We start from the raw sequence: 15,450 nt of genomic DNA, 5'->3' as shown, positions 1-15,450 counted from the left end.
GCCTATCGGGCAATAAAAAATGTTCAGATTGCTGACAAAAGCTCATGAGAATTGGGATATTCTCATGAACTTTCAAGGTCTTATTATAGGAAAAGCACTAATGAGTATGTGTATTCAGTATTATTCCTCCATATAAAACGCTGCTTTCGAAGGCCGTGTATTAAAGATAAATAATATAATTGTTACTGCAAACATAATGATGCTTCCTAATATGATAACAGACTTAATGGAAATCATTTCAGCCATTATCCCAAAAAGTATGGTCGAAATAATGATAAAAAAGGCTTCAATGCATCTGTACACACTACCAACCCTTCCCATTATATGTATGGGAACGTTCTTTTGATAAAATGTGTTAAATCCAGTGTTAAGAAAAGCCATGGAAAAGGAAAGAATAAAAAAGCCAATTGCCGCTATCAAAAAATTAGCGGAAAATGCATAAATCAGATATCCGATTGATACCATTAAGGATCCAAGACCAATCAGCCAAGAGGTAGCAACCTTTTTAACAATTATGATATTTACTAGTGCACCAACAATTATCCCCGCACCAGCAATACTCACCAGAAATCCATAATCTCTCTCTGACAATAGAAGCACTTCTCTCGAAAACGCTGCTTCCAGTGAATCTACTGCAGTTGCCAAAACCATTACTGTACTAAAAAGTAAATAAATAATGATAATATACAGGTGGTTCCGGCTAAAATCTACAACTAATCTCCAATCTTGTTTTAAAATCTTTAAAGTAATTTTTTTATCTTCTGTTTCAATAAAATCATTTCTTTCAATATTTGGCATAATAAGTGTGATAAGAGCTGAAATGAAAAGGGCTATTGCATTACTATAGATGGCAAAATTAGGTGAACCAATCATAAATAGCATTCCCGCAATAGCAGGCCCTATCACAAATGCTCCAGAATCAATTAAGCTTCGAAGTGAATTAAACCTTTTTCTTTGATCTGGAGGAATTAACTTGGTAATGTACGGTACTGACGTTTGTTCATACATGGAACTAGCTACATTAATAAAAAAAACGAGTGTATAAATGGCAGAAAGAGATGCTAGGGAAGGCAATATGGCAATGAAAACTGCTTGGAATATATTCAGCAGAACCATCAGATGTTTTTTATTCAATCGGTCTATTAAACTACCGGACCAAAAGTTTGTAAAAAATGCAGATAGAGCCCTAAGTATATACAACCCCGAAACAGCAAGTACTCCCATCCTATCAAGAACGATTAAATTTAGTGCTATAAAATAGACCCATTCTCCAATACTGGAAACACCAATGCTTGATAATAAGATAGAAGGGTATTTCCACGACTTCACTAACTTGTTTATACGCAATTTATTTCCTCCTTAAAAATGTAAAATTGGATAATAAAAAAACTCACCCCCAAGATTTTAGTCTTGAGGACGAGTTGCTGCGCGCCGTGGTGCCACCCCAGTTTGACAATATGTTACCATATTATCCTTTGTAGGTACGGTATGAAGTCCATACGTATACCCTAGCTCGATAACAGGAGCACCTGTCACACCATCACCTATATGGATCCGATGTGCCGATCAGAGGCTTGCTTCCAACCATTATCCTACTCCTTTCCACCAACTGGAGCTCTCTTTGAAGAATTGCATGATTGTACTCTTCTCTTCATCGCATGTATTTGTTTATGGCATTTTAATGTTATTTACCATATCAAACCTTCTAGGGGATGTAAAGAAATTTTTAAAAATAATGAAATAATAATTATTATAATGAATGTGTATAGTTTCTCTTTTACGAAGGGGCAAGATGAGCTTTTCAAGAAGGCGATCTTATAATAAAGAATTATAAGAAAAGCCATCGTTTCGATGGCTTAATCTGAATACATTATTATTTAGTAGAATTAATGTTGTTAAGCCTTAAATTTTAACTTTGCACATATTCCTTTAAAAAGTCATCGACGGCTTTTTCATAAGCCTCTTTGTTTTCATTATAGCTTTGAGCATGTGTACCATTAACAGCGAAAAATAATTTTTTCGGCCCCTTTTTTTTATCGAAAAGTTTTTGTGTCATTTCTGGCAAGATAAAATCATCTTTCTTGCTATGGATAAATAACATCGGACTTTTTATTTTATCAATGACAGAGATAGGGGAAATATCTTTAATCGAATAGCGAGCTCTGGCACGTAAGAATAAATTAGCGATAGGAATAAAGACTTTTCCAGGCAGTTTTATTTCCTGTTTGATGACATAATTTAACAGCTCCTTGAAATCGGAAAAAGGACAATCTGCAATATAGAAATCGGCTCCATCCTCGATTCCTCCAGCATAAAGAATCATTGTTGCTGCACCCATCGATTCCCCATGTATCCCCAAGAGTATATCTTTTCCTTTTTCTCGTTTAAGCCAATCGACAATTTGCTTTAAGTCGAATTTTTCGTAATAGCCAAAGCTTGTATTTTTCCCGCCCGATTCTCCATGTCTGCGATGATCATAAATAATACCGTTGAAGCCTCTTTCTAAAAATAGGTTCATATACTTAATCGAACTCGTTTTATTTTCCGTGACTCCATGGGAAATAATGATATATTTCTTCGTATCAAAAGGCTCTACTAGGATTGCTTTTAAATCATAACCATAAGGAGATGGAATGGTAATTTCTTGTTTAGTTAAATTTTCATAAGAAACAGGGTCTAATCTACCAGCTTCTTTTTCTCTATTTACAATAAAATCATTGTCTTTTTTCTTCATATACATTAATCGATTGGAACAGTATAAACCAATGGAAGTAATAAATAATAACACAGAAAATAAATAACGAAACAGCTTTCTCAAACCGATTCCTCCAGTAAGTTGAAAAATTTAGCAGAAACTAATTTGAGTGTATCATTTCTTTAGAAAGAAACAAAATGGACAACTTCTTTAATTATTAAAAATTAGACGTATACAGATGCATGGTATGATAAAAAATTTTATGCGAAATGAAATAAATGGTTACAAATAAAGGCAGATGAGAGAGAAGAAGCCACACCTTCATAGAAGGTGTGGTGAAGAATAGATTATTGTTTAGAATTTTGTCTGTTTGTTGGATGAATGGCCTTTTCTAATTCTTCTGCCGCAATTGTTTGTTTGACAGTATCTGCATTAGGCTTACCAGCTTGACTGTAGCCTTTGTCACGTTTCTGAGTCATCATTCTTTCCTCCTTGTGTAGAAGTGATGATACTAGCAATCGTCTTAGTATCCAATTCTCTAATATAACTTGAGTAAAAAAATATGTTATTATACATACAGCATAGTAAAAAGAAGGGTGAATTATGGCAGAACATCATTTTTATTTAAAAGCTGATTGGCCAGGATATCGAAATGATATTGGGACAATCGAAAGTGGCAATTTAAAAACAAAAATATCGATTCCAAAAGAAATGGAAGGACCTGGTGTCGGTACTAATCCAGATGAAATGCTTCTCGGAGCAGCAGCAACTTGCTTTATTATTACCCTTGCTGCAATGATGGAAAGAAGTAGACTTGAGAAGGAAAGTTTAACATTAGAATCAGAAGCAGTAGTTGATGTCACAAACGGTATATTTACTTACCAGAAAATTATTCATCGCCCGAAGATTGTGCTCAAAAAAGACGCTGCTGAAAAAGACATAAAGCTTGCGGCAAAACTTGCGCACAATGCGGAAGCAAGCTGCATGATTACAAGGGCAATTAAAGGGAATGTAGAAGTCGAATTAGAAGAAACAATAGAACTTGCACTGTAAAATCCAAAGAAGGAGGGGGATTCAGATGGCAAAGCAGCGGAGACATGTACCAAAAACAAAACAGGAGGATAAGCCTGTTACATTAGGGGATCTTCTAAATGAACAGTTAGCAGATCAACTGAAAAATAAAAAGCAAGAACTAAAACAACAAGAAGAGGCCAAGCAAAAAGCAGAAGAAGAAAGAAAAAGAGAAGAACGTCGACAAAGAGAAAAAAATAAAAGTTTTGAAGAACTGTTAAATGAAAATGCAATGAATTGGAAGGATTTTAAGTAAGAAGAAAAGGATATCGATAAAGGTATCCTTTTTTTAATAATTACTTTATTTCTGTTATTTGGGTGAAATTTTCTTCTTTTATTTGACTATTTTCTAGGGGAAGCAAAGCTTGGAATTCTTGAAATAACGCAACAATTTCCGTTTGTTCATTGATTAAAGCAATATTGGCATGATAGTCTTGTTCAGTCTGATAGGTCGTATTTCCAGCCATTTTGTCGGATCATCATTACTTTGTAAATAGGTTGTTGTTGAATTGATATACTTGCGATAGATGTTGCTTGCTTTCTCTTGAATATAGAAATATTCTTTGATTTTATCGGTTGGTATATGATATTCATATACTTTTACATACATTTTCTCTCCTCCTTCGTTTTTAATTAATTTGTGATTCTTATTTTAGCATGTTTACAAAGCCATTTAGTGAGAATGTATCAAGATAAGAATATTTTGTGCTGAATATTCTGTGGATTTGATCTGGATAAATGTTTGTTTTGCCTATAATATAGGGGAAAAAGAGTTAAGTTGAATCGAATTTGGAGATGGTAGAGTGGTAAACTTGCAATTAAAGGGTAGAGAAAACATAGTCGAACGGAAAATTCGCTATGATTCTACTATAGAAGAATATCAATGCAAACTTCTTCAATCGGATAAAAGGAAAATCACCCTCTTGCATCAAGTGGAAAAGTCATTTGAAATGAGGAAAGGCAAACAAAAACTAGTTATTCCGAAAGGGACCTATACGTTTGCTTATTATTGGTTGGATCAGCCATATAATTTATATTTTTGGCGAGATACAACTGGAAAATATTTAGGAGCGTATTTCAATATTGTGAGAAAAAATTGGTTTCAAAATGATATGGTTATCTATGAAGATTTAATTATTGATATTGTCATTAAACCTAATCAAATGTATTATATTTTGGATCAAGAAGAATTACCTCAGCCCATTGAAACGTTTGAAAAAGGGTTTGTTCAAAAAGCATTACAACAATTGTTAAAGCGGAAAGATGGTATTCTTACAGAGGTTTCTAGAGAAACAGCAGATTTTTTTCGCTCATAAAATGGAGCTATGTACTTATTTAGCTTAAATTGGCGGAATTTATTTGAAAAGGTGAAAAGCTTGGCTATTACCCACGAATTTGGGATCATTCAAAATTTCAATAAACGGCATGTATATAATCATTACACCCCTGATCTTTATGATTGTATACCTGTAAATGATCATTTTATACAAGAGTTGATAAAACCATTAGCAATGATGAAAACATATTTCCATACATATGAACGACCGGCTAATGGTTTGGCTATTACGGAATAACACTTATACCTCCTGAATCATTACCAATATTTTTAGATATTGTTGCGGATAAAAAATCAGGGGAGCTTATCGATCTAGCTCGAAAAATAACAGCAGCGCAGGAAGCAGAAAAATACATGATTCACTATGGGATTTAAGCCATAGTAAATCATGTAATTTTGTCGCTTTATTTTTTACTTTTACTTTGAAAATAAGGAATATCCAGAAACGTAAGACCTATTGCTAAGCCAAGAGAGGTAAAAGAAAATGCAAAAGTCTTCTGATTCGGATGAAAAAAATAAGAAAATAGATAATTAACTAAGCTGAATAAGAGAAAAAAGCAAATACATTGCGATACCTTCTTTGCCAATAAAGACCAGCTAAAGTTTTTCTTCCACGTGAATACTGCCATCCATAGTAAGTAAAATATAAAACAAAATAGGAATATGATATATCCAATGATAAAATAAAAGGGAAAAGTGGTAGTAAAATCTTTATAGATAAAATAAAAAGCTATTCCAGTTAGGAGGAAAAAAATAATATATAAAAAAAGGGTTAGCCTGCTAAAAAAATTATTCATATTACACCTTTTTCTAACTTTTATTAATACTATGATTCTAGCATTACACTACAATAATTATAAGCGAAAGTGGTAGATTAATCCAGCAGGCTAAAATAAATGTCAGTAAGAGAGTTAAACTTCATCCTCATCATCCAAATCTCTTCCTTTTTTATTCCGTAAATAATAAGTATAAAGTACAGGTATGATCCCGCATATAAATACTATTCCGCCAATAAGAACACCATTTACGATACGCTCTCTATCAGAGAGGATTATCAGAATTCCAATAAGCACGGAAAGCAGAGTGACAATAGTAATAGAAAGAGATAGCCCCTTTTTAGGGTCCTTTTTGCTGTTTTCATGATCGACGCTTATATTCATTGATAGATAAGCTGAAATGATGCTAGTAATAATAAATACATACCATAACGGATTGTCTCTCATTCCAGCTAAGCCCTTTGTAATAAGGTCATAAGCTAATATGCCAATAATTCCAAGCGTTTGAATGATATAGGCTACTTTAATATTTTGTAAGTTTTTCATAATTAGACGTTCATCTTTTATTTTTTTCATTTTTCTTCCTCCTTGTCTACCCAAAATAATTCATCTAATGTTCTGTTGAGGGAATAACAGAGCTCAAGACAAAGTTTTAAAGTAGGATTGTATTTTCCTTTTTCAATAAGACTGATTGTTTGACGAGTAACGCCAATCTTATCCGCTAATTGCTGCTGGGTTAAATCTGCTTGAATTCTTGCAATTTTAATATGGTTCTTCAAGGCAATCCTCCTTATTGATGGAATGTATATATTACATTATAACCAATATATATTACTTAATGCAACATATATATTCCGTTTGGTGGTTATTGATCCATAAAAAAGAGAGAATCACTACTTAAATTCTCTCTTTTTAATCATCTATTTTTTAGTGAACGCCATTACTTCTTGCGAACTTGGAATAGAAGAGGAGGCCCCTTTCCGTGTTACAGCAATGGCAGCAGCTTTTGCAGCCATTTGCAAGGCACTTTTTATTTCCTCCTGCTGGGAAATTTGACTTAAAAAGTATCCTAAAAAGGTATCGCCAGCAGCGGTTGTATCAACTGCATCTACTTTAAAAGCGGCTTGTCTATGTTCTTCGACACTATCTTTATAAATTACGCCTTCTTTGCCCAATGTTAAGACGATTTTTAGCTGCTTGTTTAAGGATAAAAGTTTTTGGAAAATCTTGTCATTTGTATGTTCGTTCGTAATGGCTTTTGCTTCTATTTCATTTAATATTAAGTAATCAATTTTTGAAAAATCTAGGGTGGTAATTGTCTCATCGATAGGTGATGGATTAAGGGCAATTTTTAATCCTCTTTTGTGCGCAGTTTCCACTATGTATGCTAAATCGTTTATTTCATTTTGCACTAACAGTAAATCGTTCTGGGAAAAATTCGCTAAAACTTGGTTAATATGATCGATCGTTATTTCTTTATTTGCTCCGCCTAATAAAAGAATACAGTTTTCTCCACTAGCAGAGACTTGAATAATGGCGTGGCCAGTTGTGTTCCCATTCTCATCAATCCAATCAACATTTACATTTGCTTCCGCTAATACTTCTTTTAAAAATAAGCCGTCTTTTCCAATATTTCCTCCGTGGTATACTTGTGCTCCAGCTTTAGCAAGTGCAATTGATTGATTTAATCCTTTTCCGCCTGGAAATTCATCATAATTCGTAGAAGATAAAGTTTCGCCAGCAGAAACAAAGTGAGGAACCGAATATACTTTATCAATATTTAAAGAACCAAAGTTCAAAATCTTCAAGTCTTTCACCCCATAGTTTTTAACTTATTTATAGAATATCACTGATTCTACTTTAAATAAACGGGTTAAGTTTGTTAAAGTAATAAGATAAGAGGAATTATTAGGAAATTTTAGGAGCGTTTTGGGTAGTAAGCAAGAAATGATAAATGATTGGGTAAAGGCTGATTTAAAAGGAGGAGTAATAATATGAAGCATGCCTTAATTATTGGAGGCACAGGAATGCTTTTTGATGTGTCTGGATGGCTGGCTGAGCAAGAGGATTGCAGATTATCTATTGTTGGCAGAAAAGCTGCCCCAATAAATAGTTTAATAGATATCCTGGACGATAAAACGAAAATAACCCCCTTACTGGTTGATTATACAAATCACACTGCGTTTAGGGAGAAATTAGAATGGACTATACAACAGAATGGACCAATTGATTTGGTTGTAGCATGGGTTCATTCGATAGGAAAAAATGCTTTGAATATAGTGAAGGACGAACTTTCCGAAAGCGGACAGAAATGGCGTTTGTTTCACATTACTGGGAGCAGTTCGGATTTGTCCAAAATAAAGAAGGAACTAACGATTCCCCCTAATTGCAGCTATCATCAGATTCAATTAGGATTTATTGTGGAGAATAGCGCTTCCAGATGGCTTACACATAAAGAGATTTCTGCTGGGGTGATCGATGCGATACAAAATAATTGGCAGAGAAAAATAGTAGGCGTAGTGGAACCATGGGAGAAGAGACCATAGACAATGTTTAAAAAGGAATGGAGGAAAAAAGATGACAGAAGATTTTTATTGTGATGAAGTTCTTAGTGGAAAAACAAAGGTTAGAAAAGTGATGGAAACAGAAAATGTGTTAGCGTATTATCATACAAAACCCTTTTATCCAGTTCATATAGTAGCAATTCCGAAAAAACACATCGCTTCTCTTATTACATTAGAAGAAGGAGATAATCATTTACTATTGGAGCTTTTGGGCGTTGTAAAGCAAGTAGCTGCTAGTGTAACCAAGGAATATGGTGCATGCAGAGTTATCACCAATCTTGGCAAGTATCAAGACTCCAAACATCTTCATTGGCATATTGTTCACGGCAAACCGCTAAGGTAAATGGTCGAATCTAAAAAAATAGTAAAATATCATTATTCATTTTAAATACTGAATATTTCTGAAACGGATGCTGAAGGCATTCCCTTTTTAGATGACTATTTATATAAAATGTTGTGGACGGGAAAAAGATAAAAATACGGAAGAAGATTACCGATAAAAAAGAAGAAAGGAGAATTATTGTCGTTTAAAATCAGCAAAAAAGGATTTAAAAATAAATGAAAGCTTGAAGGTCAATTGTCTTTTATATTAAGTATAAAATTAATGAAACTAAACAACGATTATAGAGAGACTTACAGGGGGAGAGTTTTTTGCGAAAAAAAGTGCGTTTATTTATAGCTATTATACTGCTGGTATCATTATTTGTTCCTTATGGTTCTAACAGCAAAATAAAGGCAGCATCAAATGCGATATCGATTAATTTCCAAGCAGATGATGCAGTGATTGATCCAAATCGCCCATATATTTATATGGTAGAAATAGGTAAGCCTCTTTTGCAGAGAGTAAATTATCTAACGGGAGAAATAAAAAAGATAAATCTTAAATACCCAGCAGAAAAAGTGGAAGTATACAAAGATAAAGTCTATGTGACTCAGCATTTAATGAAACATTCGTATTATACGGAAAAGGGCTTAAAAGGAGCCATTGCAGAAGTGGATGCCGGAAATTTTACTTTATTAGATACCTTTCCAATATCCACAGATCCATGGGATATTGCGATAGATCAGAATGGCTACCTTTATATAACTCCTGGTTCTAATCAATGGGAAACTATTAAGGTTTATTCCTTAAATACGAAAAAAGAAGTAGCAGAAAATGCTGGCGATGATAATACATCCATTTACATGGAATCTAGTATTTCCTACAATGAAAAGTTACACCGTCTTTATACATTGGACTCAGCAATAAGTCCAATAGATGCCTATGCCTATCTAATTGATAATGGCAAGATTGTAGACCATTATGACTCCCCATATCACGGAGACTATCATTTAAGCTCGGAAATGGTTATAAGCCCAGACGGACAATATATGTACAATATGAATGGGGTTGTATTTCGTTTATCAACTGTACAAGAAGAGGATATGACTTTCGATTTTGAATTTAGGATGGCCTATGATGAGGAAAATAATGAATATGAAACTTTTAATGACATTGCCTTTGATGATTCTGGAAGAAGAACTTATATAGCTAGTAGTTTTGGGGGAATAGATGTTTATGGCTATGGATCTGCCGATTATTACTATTCATTAAAAGAAGATTATTTTGTTCATTCTCTCTTTTATCAAAATGGATTAATTGCTATCTATGAAGATGAGAACGGAAATAACTATGTAGAGTATATGAAAAACACTGAGCCGTCTTCCTTTGAATTAACGGATTCATTGTTTTATGATGTTAAAAATGACGTGTGGGCAAGTTTAAGACAAGATAATAGTAATCTGGAAATCGATTCTGAACTTTTATTCTTTTTTAATCAGGGGATTAGATGGAAGGATAGAAATGGAATAACTCTTATGGAGGGGGATAAGAAGATTCCTATTCAAATAGAGTCTGATGATAATTATTTGCATATACTCCCAGAATTATTAACAAAGGGAAAAAAATATAAATTAACGATAAATAAAAATGCTATTAGCGGTTATGCAGGCAAAAGCTTGGATCGTGATATTGTCATAACATTTGGAACGATTGTTGAACCAGTGTCAGAGGTGTTTCTGGAAAAAGATAGTTCACAAGCACCCAAGATGTATACATTTATTGGAGGAACTACGGGAGGAAGCAATCCTCTATATGAGTTTTATATAAAAGACGGGAATAATTGGAAAAAACTACAAAGTTATAGTAGGAATAATAAGCTAGAATGGCAGCCAGCAGGTACTGGAACTTTTCAATTTAAAGTATATGCGAAAAGTTCTGGTAGTAGGAATCTCTATGATTCTGTACGCGAGTTTAGCCAAAAAGTTACAGATACAATAAAGCCGAGTATTACTATTACACAAAAAACTAAGAAACCAACAAACCGAGATATAGAACTCCAAATAACCGCAAAGGATAATTTTGGAATTCGGTATATCCAGCTACCTGATGGGAAGAAAGTGAATAATGAAAACGTAAAGTACATGGTGAAAAAGAATGGAACATATACCTTTACTGTTGTAGATTTGGGAGGAAATAAACAGGTTAAGTCTATAACCATAAAAAATATCGATAAAACACCTCCAAACGAACCTCAAATTAAGGAAGTTACAGATAAGTCGACAACTGTATCAGGAAAAGGAGAAGTAAATGCAAAAGTTGTTGTACTGGCAGGTAAAAAGGAACTAGGAAAAAGTACCGTACAAAAAGATGGTCGTTTCCAAATAAAGATTTCAAAACAAAAGGCAGGAACCAAATTAGTAATTAAGATAATAGACGCAGCTGGGAATAGTACATCCAAAGCAATAAAAGTTATCGACAAGACTCCTCCAGCAATGCCAAAGATTACGACAAATGTAACATCGAAGACGACACTTATTGCTGGAAAAGCAGAAGCGAATGCAACTATTACTATTTATAATGGAAAGAAATTCGTGCAAAAAACAACAGCTGATGCAAAAGGTTCCTTTAAAATGACAATCAAAAAACAAAAGAAAAATACAAGCTTATTGATATATGCACAAGATAAGGCAAAGAATAAGAGTCAAGCAACAAAAATAAAAGTGAAATAAAATAATAGGATATCGTTTGTGTAAGGAAAGACGATATCCTATTATTATAGTTTTTTCCATCGTTTCTAAAATTCGAAGTTTTGGCAGAAATGAGTGAACATTTTGAGATGGGGAGTGGAGAAACATTTTGAATAAAATAGAGCTGATTGAATTAACCTCAGAAAATATACAAGCAAATGGCTGCTATTGTTTAAGAAGCAAACAGAAGTCAACAGGCTATCAAGCAAAAAAAGCATGGTTAATGGATCAATTTGGACAAGGATTGAAATATATTCAACTAATGGAGAATGACAAGCTCGCCGGTTTTATTGAATATACACCCATTGAACATTCCTCCAGAGTAGTATATGGGGAAAATTACTACATCATCCACTGTCTATGGGTAAATATAACGGGTAAAGGCTATGCAACTCAGCTAATTGAAAAGGTAATTCAAGATGCAAAAGATCATAAAAAGAATGGCGTTATCGTGGTAACAAATCCAACAACCTCTTGGACGCCAAGTAAGGAAGTTTTCTTAAAAAATGATTTCACTGAACTAGAATATGCTCCCTATGGATTCGAGTTATTAGTCTACAAAATAAATGAAGCAGCAAATCCATATTTTCCGAATGATTGGGAAGAACGACTGACTCGTCATAACAATCAATTAACCATTCTCCGTACAGCGCAATGCCCATATATCGATATAGCCATCGATAATGTAATAGAAGCAGCTAGTAAATTACAAATAAAGGCAGAAATTCACCATCTCCAAACACGTGAAGATTTATTAAAGCTATCGCCAACTCCATATGGTGTTTATGGAGTGATTTTTAAGAATCAATTAGTCGCTTATCACCGGCTTACAGTTCATTCTGCGATGAAAAGAATAAAGGAATTTATATAAACAGAGAATTACCGAAAGTGGACCTCTTTGCAGGAATCCACTTTTTATTTTTGAAAATATTTAAAAAAAGTAAAACTTTTTAGAACTCTATCCGTCTATACATAGAATTTTTAATAAAGGAGGGGAAATGGTGGAAAATGAGAAAGATAAAATCATCCTAGAATGGTATGAAAAGTTTGGAGAAGCTATTTTTAAATATATTTTCATCATGATTCAAGATTATCAGCAAGCAGAAGATTTAACAAACGATACTTTTTTGAAAGCTTTTATTCACTTGGATACATTTAAAAGGAATGCAAGTGAAAAAACGTGGCTGTATCGGATTGCTCATAATCTCACCGTTGATATGATTAGAAAAAAGAAGCCGGTAATACTGCTAAAAGAAGCTTTTCTATTCAATAAAGATAAGAATCCATTACCTGAAGAGATGCTGCAAATTAGAGAACAATCATTAGAAATTTATAAGGCGTTAAGTACTTTGAAATCAACTTATCGAGAAATCATTATTCTAAGAAAACTAAAAGAGTTCTCTATTGAAGAAACAGCAGGGATTTTAGGATGGTCAGAGGCTAAAGTGAAGTCAACTTTATTTCGAGCAATGAAAGCTTTGGAGAAAGAATTAAAAAAGGAGGGAGAATTAAATGGAAAAATTATATAAGGAACAACTAGATGAGGAATTGAGGGACTTAGAAGCTGATATATATTGGGATAAAGAACGAAAGAATACTTTGCATTTAAAGCTGAAAGAGCAGATGAAGAATAATCGGAAAACGAAAAATGCACTTCAACCATTCCCTTTTGTGGCAATTATAGGAGCAGCAGTGATCCTCTTTCTTTTCACTCATATGGAAATGGAATCACTCCCATTTGAAAAAGGGGGAGCAAAAAATGCAGCTTTCGATATGGAAGCGAACCGAGGTGAAAGAGTAGCTTTTACAGCTGAGGAGCAGATTAAACTTGAAAGTAAAACAACCGTATACCTGTCGGAAGAAGCAACTTTACCATATAACCTAAATACTAATAATCTATCTTCCATTGTAGTTGCCGGTGAACCAAAAATAAGTGCGAGAAAAGAAAAGAATTCTATTCTAGTTAATGTTGATTATCCGTTAAAGAATGGCCAAAATTTTTCTATCCGAACAGAAAAAAAGCCTAATAATATGCGAGGAAACGGAATAAACAGTGTAGTGAAAAAAGAATATGAGATCACGATTAATAATCAAGAGGCTGTTTTAGTAGATATGGAGAAAAAGCCAAAATTAATACTAAAAACAGATAGATACCAATATACTATCTCGGGTGTAAAAGATGTAAGAGATTTAATCAAAATTGCTGAAATGATTGAATTTTATTGAAGAACAGAATGATAAATTTGTGATTGGAAAATTAATTGTTATTGCTAGCGAGGAAAATCCGAATGGTAAAAATAAGGGAGAGTTAATACGTTGAGAAATAGGGGTTCTGTTGTTATGGATGTAAAACCTAATGTCGTAGCTAAAAAAGTGCAAGAATATTTTGCTAGAAAGCATTCATCTTAGAAAAAGTGACCTTTTTTATCGAAGGTCACTTTGCTTTTTGGTTTTGAAAATTTAATCATATTTAGAGGTTTAATGGTATAATTTTGAAGTGGAGCGAATCGAGTTTTAATCTTAAACGCTTATGCTAAAAAAGCATCATAACAGGTTGAATGGAATGAATTTGAATTTTGGAAATTGTTCTTGGCTGACAAAATTGACAAATAAAATAAAAAATAAGTAGGCAGACGACATGAAAATAGAAATACGAACATCGCGAGAGAAACCAATAAAGGCTTGCGAGGTGATAGAACTATATAAAAATGCAGGATGGTGGAAGGAAAGAACGGAAAAGGATATAGAAAAAATGTTATCCCAAACATTTGCTGTAGGTGCATGGGAAAAGAACAAGCTCATTGGGTTTGCAAGAGCAATAACGGATGGGATTTTTAGAGCGTATATAGAGGATGTCGTTATTTCCAGCTCCTTTAATCGGAAAGGAATCGGCACAAAGCTAATTGCTAAAATGGTAGATGAATTATCCAATATTGATGTTATCAGTTTATTTTGTGAGGAAGATTTAATTCCCTTTTACAACAAGAATGAGTTCAAAAAAAGCAACTCACAGTTTGTCATGCATAAAGTAAACAGATGAAAAAGGGACATATATTTCCCTAGTTTTGATAGGAGGGAGAATTTGAATTTAATAGAAAATATATTTCCAATGAAGGAACAAGAGTTAAAGTACTTCTTAGCAAATAAAAAAATGAAAGAGATAGCATCGGACGAAAAAACAAAACAGAAAGTCATCCTGTCCATGCTTAAACATATTGGCTCCCCTGATAGCGAGTTAAGAGATAACTTGATTTATCAAACATTTTGTCAGTTTATATTGGAATCCAAACTAGATAACGATCTGTTAACTGAAATATTAGATATTTGTATAAGGGATCAATTTTTATTTAAAGGAATTGGCGAAAAGAATACAGATTCTGTTTTCACTCGTTCTTTCACCTCTTTATTAATAGCACTTATACTTTATCAAGATAATCGCGATAATTTCTTATCAAGGGCAAAGGTTCTTGAAGTGAAAGATAAGTTGATTAGCTATGTAAATCTTGAAAAAGATGTAAGGGGATATGTTAGAGAAAAAGGATGGGCCCATAGTATGGCACATGTAGCTGATGCTTTCGATGAACTTGTCAAAAATACAAAAATGAAGCAAAGTAATTATCCGGAAATAGTGAGGGCGATTTTGGGTAAAATCTATCAGGCGGAAAGTGTTTATATTCATGATGAAGAAGGGCGCATGATTATTCCCATTGTACAAATGGCAGATAACGGGTTAGAGAAGTCAGTGTTGGAATCTTGGATAAAAAATAGGAGGAAGGAGTTAGAGAAAGATAAGAATGAATTAGAGGAAGTAAATTATTGGTTTTTGGTAGCAAATTACAAAAATTTCTTAAAAAGTTTATCGCTGACAATAATAGATAAACCTTCCTTATCTTCTCTACAGTCAGTCGTACTCCATGCTATAAAGGAGATTTATTAACG

Annotated in this window: 19 protein-coding genes and 1 other annotated feature; of the genes, 12 read left to right on the top strand and 7 right to left on the bottom strand. The window is 33.5% G+C overall.

Annotated features, from left to right (window positions below):
- Nucleotides 1–120 precede the first annotated feature (120 nt).
- The 3 genes from NX902_RS15300 to NX902_RS15290 all read right to left on the bottom strand — a co-directional run bounded on the left by NX902_RS15300 (nucleotide 121) and on the right by NX902_RS15290 (nucleotide 3,174).
- A complete protein-coding gene (locus NX902_RS15300) occupies nucleotides 121–1,341 on the bottom strand; it encodes an MFS transporter (protein ID WP_418789675.1) in 1,221 nt (406 codons plus the stop codon).
- A gap of 68 nt (nucleotides 1,342–1,409) precedes the next feature.
- Nucleotides 1,410–1,664: a binding site (T-box leader), on the bottom strand.
- A gap of 245 nt (nucleotides 1,665–1,909) precedes the next feature.
- Nucleotides 1,910–2,818, bottom strand: coding sequence for an alpha/beta hydrolase (locus tag NX902_RS15295; RefSeq protein WP_095334219.1), 909 nt, complete (start codon nucleotides 2,816–2,818; stop codon nucleotides 1,910–1,912).
- Between the two features lie 224 nt (nucleotides 2,819–3,042).
- A complete protein-coding gene (locus tag NX902_RS15290) occupies nucleotides 3,043–3,174 on the bottom strand; it encodes a hypothetical protein (protein WP_268877143.1) in 132 nt (43 codons plus the stop codon).
- A gap of 124 nt (nucleotides 3,175–3,298) precedes the next feature.
- Between NX902_RS15290 and NX902_RS15285 the strand changes: the two genes are divergently transcribed.
- Complete coding sequence (locus tag NX902_RS15285; protein WP_341160827.1) at nucleotides 3,299–3,748, top strand: OsmC family protein; 450 nt, start codon at nucleotides 3,299–3,301, stop codon at nucleotides 3,746–3,748.
- A 25-nt stretch (nucleotides 3,749–3,773) separates the two neighbouring features.
- Complete coding sequence (locus NX902_RS15280) at nucleotides 3,774–4,022, top strand: YqkE family protein (protein ID WP_095334217.1); 249 nt, start codon at nucleotides 3,774–3,776, stop codon at nucleotides 4,020–4,022.
- Nucleotides 4,023–4,175: 153 nt separating this feature from the next.
- Here the strand turns inward: NX902_RS15280 and NX902_RS15275 are convergent, their stop codons facing one another.
- Nucleotides 4,176–4,376, bottom strand: coding sequence for a hypothetical protein (locus NX902_RS15275; protein WP_341160826.1), 201 nt, complete (start codon nucleotides 4,374–4,376; stop codon nucleotides 4,176–4,178).
- A 193-nt stretch (nucleotides 4,377–4,569) separates the two neighbouring features.
- On the opposite strand from NX902_RS15275, the gene NX902_RS15270 reads away from it, so the two are divergent.
- Nucleotides 4,570–5,082: a DUF402 domain-containing protein gene (locus NX902_RS15270; protein WP_235850364.1), complete on the top strand. Its 513-nt coding sequence runs from the start codon at nucleotides 4,570–4,572 to the stop codon at nucleotides 5,080–5,082.
- A gap of 9 nt (nucleotides 5,083–5,091) precedes the next feature.
- Nucleotides 5,092–5,340: a hypothetical protein gene (locus NX902_RS25835; RefSeq protein ID WP_445668890.1), complete on the top strand. Its 249-nt coding sequence runs from the start codon at nucleotides 5,092–5,094 to the stop codon at nucleotides 5,338–5,340.
- A 673-nt stretch (nucleotides 5,341–6,013) separates the two neighbouring features.
- Here the strand turns inward: NX902_RS25835 and NX902_RS15260 are convergent.
- The 3 genes from NX902_RS15260 to NX902_RS15250 all read right to left on the bottom strand — a co-directional run bounded on the left by NX902_RS15260 (nucleotide 6,014) and on the right by NX902_RS15250 (nucleotide 7,686).
- Nucleotides 6,014–6,454, bottom strand: coding sequence for a hypothetical protein (locus NX902_RS15260; RefSeq protein ID WP_095334210.1), 441 nt, complete (start codon nucleotides 6,452–6,454; stop codon nucleotides 6,014–6,016).
- The gene (locus NX902_RS15255) at nucleotides 6,451–6,657 is read right to left on the bottom strand and encodes a helix-turn-helix transcriptional regulator (protein WP_047941067.1); all 207 of its coding nucleotides are present in this window, start codon (nucleotides 6,655–6,657) and stop codon (nucleotides 6,451–6,453) included. Before NX902_RS15255 ends, NX902_RS15260 begins: the two co-directional genes overlap by 4 nt.
- A 141-nt stretch (nucleotides 6,658–6,798) precedes the next feature.
- Nucleotides 6,799–7,686 carry a ribokinase gene (locus NX902_RS15250; protein ID WP_249878277.1) on the bottom strand — a complete coding sequence of 296 codons (888 nt, stop codon included), beginning with the start codon at nucleotides 7,684–7,686 and terminating at the stop codon, nucleotides 6,799–6,801.
- A gap of 186 nt (nucleotides 7,687–7,872) precedes the next feature.
- Between NX902_RS15250 and NX902_RS15245 the strand changes: the two genes are divergently transcribed.
- The 8 genes from NX902_RS15245 to NX902_RS15210 all read left to right on the top strand — a co-directional run bounded on the left by NX902_RS15245 (nucleotide 7,873) and on the right by NX902_RS15210 (nucleotide 15,448).
- Nucleotides 7,873–8,424 (top strand): short-chain dehydrogenase, encoded by a 552-nt coding sequence (locus NX902_RS15245; protein WP_095334207.1) that lies wholly within the window; start codon nucleotides 7,873–7,875, stop codon nucleotides 8,422–8,424.
- A gap of 31 nt (nucleotides 8,425–8,455) precedes the next feature.
- Complete coding sequence (locus tag NX902_RS15240) at nucleotides 8,456–8,785, top strand: HIT domain-containing protein (protein WP_095334228.1); 330 nt, start codon at nucleotides 8,456–8,458, stop codon at nucleotides 8,783–8,785.
- 308 nt (nucleotides 8,786–9,093) lie between these two features.
- Nucleotides 9,094–11,493, top strand: coding sequence for an Ig-like domain-containing protein (locus NX902_RS15235; protein WP_341160825.1), 2,400 nt, complete (start codon nucleotides 9,094–9,096; stop codon nucleotides 11,491–11,493).
- A 127-nt stretch (nucleotides 11,494–11,620) separates the two neighbouring features.
- The gene (locus tag NX902_RS15230; RefSeq protein WP_095334204.1) at nucleotides 11,621–12,382 is read left to right on the top strand and encodes a GNAT family N-acetyltransferase; all 762 of its coding nucleotides are present in this window, start codon (nucleotides 11,621–11,623) and stop codon (nucleotides 12,380–12,382) included.
- A gap of 130 nt (nucleotides 12,383–12,512) precedes the next feature.
- Complete coding sequence (locus NX902_RS15225) at nucleotides 12,513–13,040, top strand: RNA polymerase sigma factor (protein ID WP_341160824.1); 528 nt, start codon at nucleotides 12,513–12,515, stop codon at nucleotides 13,038–13,040.
- On the top strand, nucleotides 13,024–13,737 hold the full coding sequence (locus tag NX902_RS15220) for a DUF4367 domain-containing protein (protein ID WP_341160823.1): 714 nt from the start codon (nucleotides 13,024–13,026) through the stop codon (nucleotides 13,735–13,737). Before NX902_RS15225 ends, NX902_RS15220 begins: the two co-directional genes overlap by 17 nt.
- A 412-nt stretch (nucleotides 13,738–14,149) precedes the next feature.
- Nucleotides 14,150–14,551: a GNAT family N-acetyltransferase gene (locus NX902_RS15215; protein WP_123257881.1), complete on the top strand. Its 402-nt coding sequence runs from the start codon at nucleotides 14,150–14,152 to the stop codon at nucleotides 14,549–14,551.
- A gap of 42 nt (nucleotides 14,552–14,593) precedes the next feature.
- Entirely contained in the window at nucleotides 14,594–15,448 is an 855-nt protein-coding gene (locus NX902_RS15210; protein WP_123257880.1) for a DUF2785 domain-containing protein, read from the top strand.
- Nucleotides 15,449–15,450: the final 2 nt, after the last annotated feature.

The organism is Niallia sp. FSL W8-0954 (assembly GCF_038005605.1).
Taxonomy (GTDB): domain Bacteria; phylum Bacillota; class Bacilli; order Bacillales; family Cytobacillaceae; genus Niallia; species Niallia circulans_A.
The sequence above is the reverse complement of the archived record's forward strand: the minus strand, read 5'-3'. Positions and strand labels throughout refer to the sequence as shown.

What these genes read in the sequence shown, in the direction of transcription:
- NX902_RS15275 (WP_341160826.1), bottom strand. Translation starts at nt 4,376, where the DNA reads ATGTATGTAAAAGTATATGAATATCATATACCAACCGATAAAATCAAA.
- NX902_RS25835 (WP_445668890.1), top strand. Translation starts at nt 5,092, where the DNA reads ATGTACTTATTTAGCTTAAATTGGCGGAATTTATTTGAAAAGGTGAAA.
- NX902_RS15245 (WP_095334207.1), top strand. Translation starts at nt 7,873, where the DNA reads ATGAAGCATGCCTTAATTATTGGAGGCACAGGAATGCTTTTTGATGTG.
- NX902_RS15260 (WP_095334210.1), bottom strand. Translation starts at nt 6,454, where the DNA reads ATGAAAAAAATAAAAGATGAACGTCTAATTATGAAAAACTTACAAAAT.
- NX902_RS15280 (WP_095334217.1), top strand. Translation starts at nt 3,774, where the DNA reads ATGGCAAAGCAGCGGAGACATGTACCAAAAACAAAACAGGAGGATAAG.
- NX902_RS15290 (WP_268877143.1), bottom strand. Translation starts at nt 3,174, where the DNA reads ATGACTCAGAAACGTGACAAAGGCTACAGTCAAGCTGGTAAGCCTAAT.
- NX902_RS15285 (WP_341160827.1), top strand. Translation starts at nt 3,299, where the DNA reads ATGGCAGAACATCATTTTTATTTAAAAGCTGATTGGCCAGGATATCGA.
- NX902_RS15220 (WP_341160823.1), top strand. Translation starts at nt 13,024, where the DNA reads ATGGAAAAATTATATAAGGAACAACTAGATGAGGAATTGAGGGACTTA.
- NX902_RS15215 (WP_123257881.1), top strand. Translation starts at nt 14,150, where the DNA reads ATGAAAATAGAAATACGAACATCGCGAGAGAAACCAATAAAGGCTTGC.
- NX902_RS15240 (WP_095334228.1), top strand. Translation starts at nt 8,456, where the DNA reads ATGACAGAAGATTTTTATTGTGATGAAGTTCTTAGTGGAAAAACAAAG.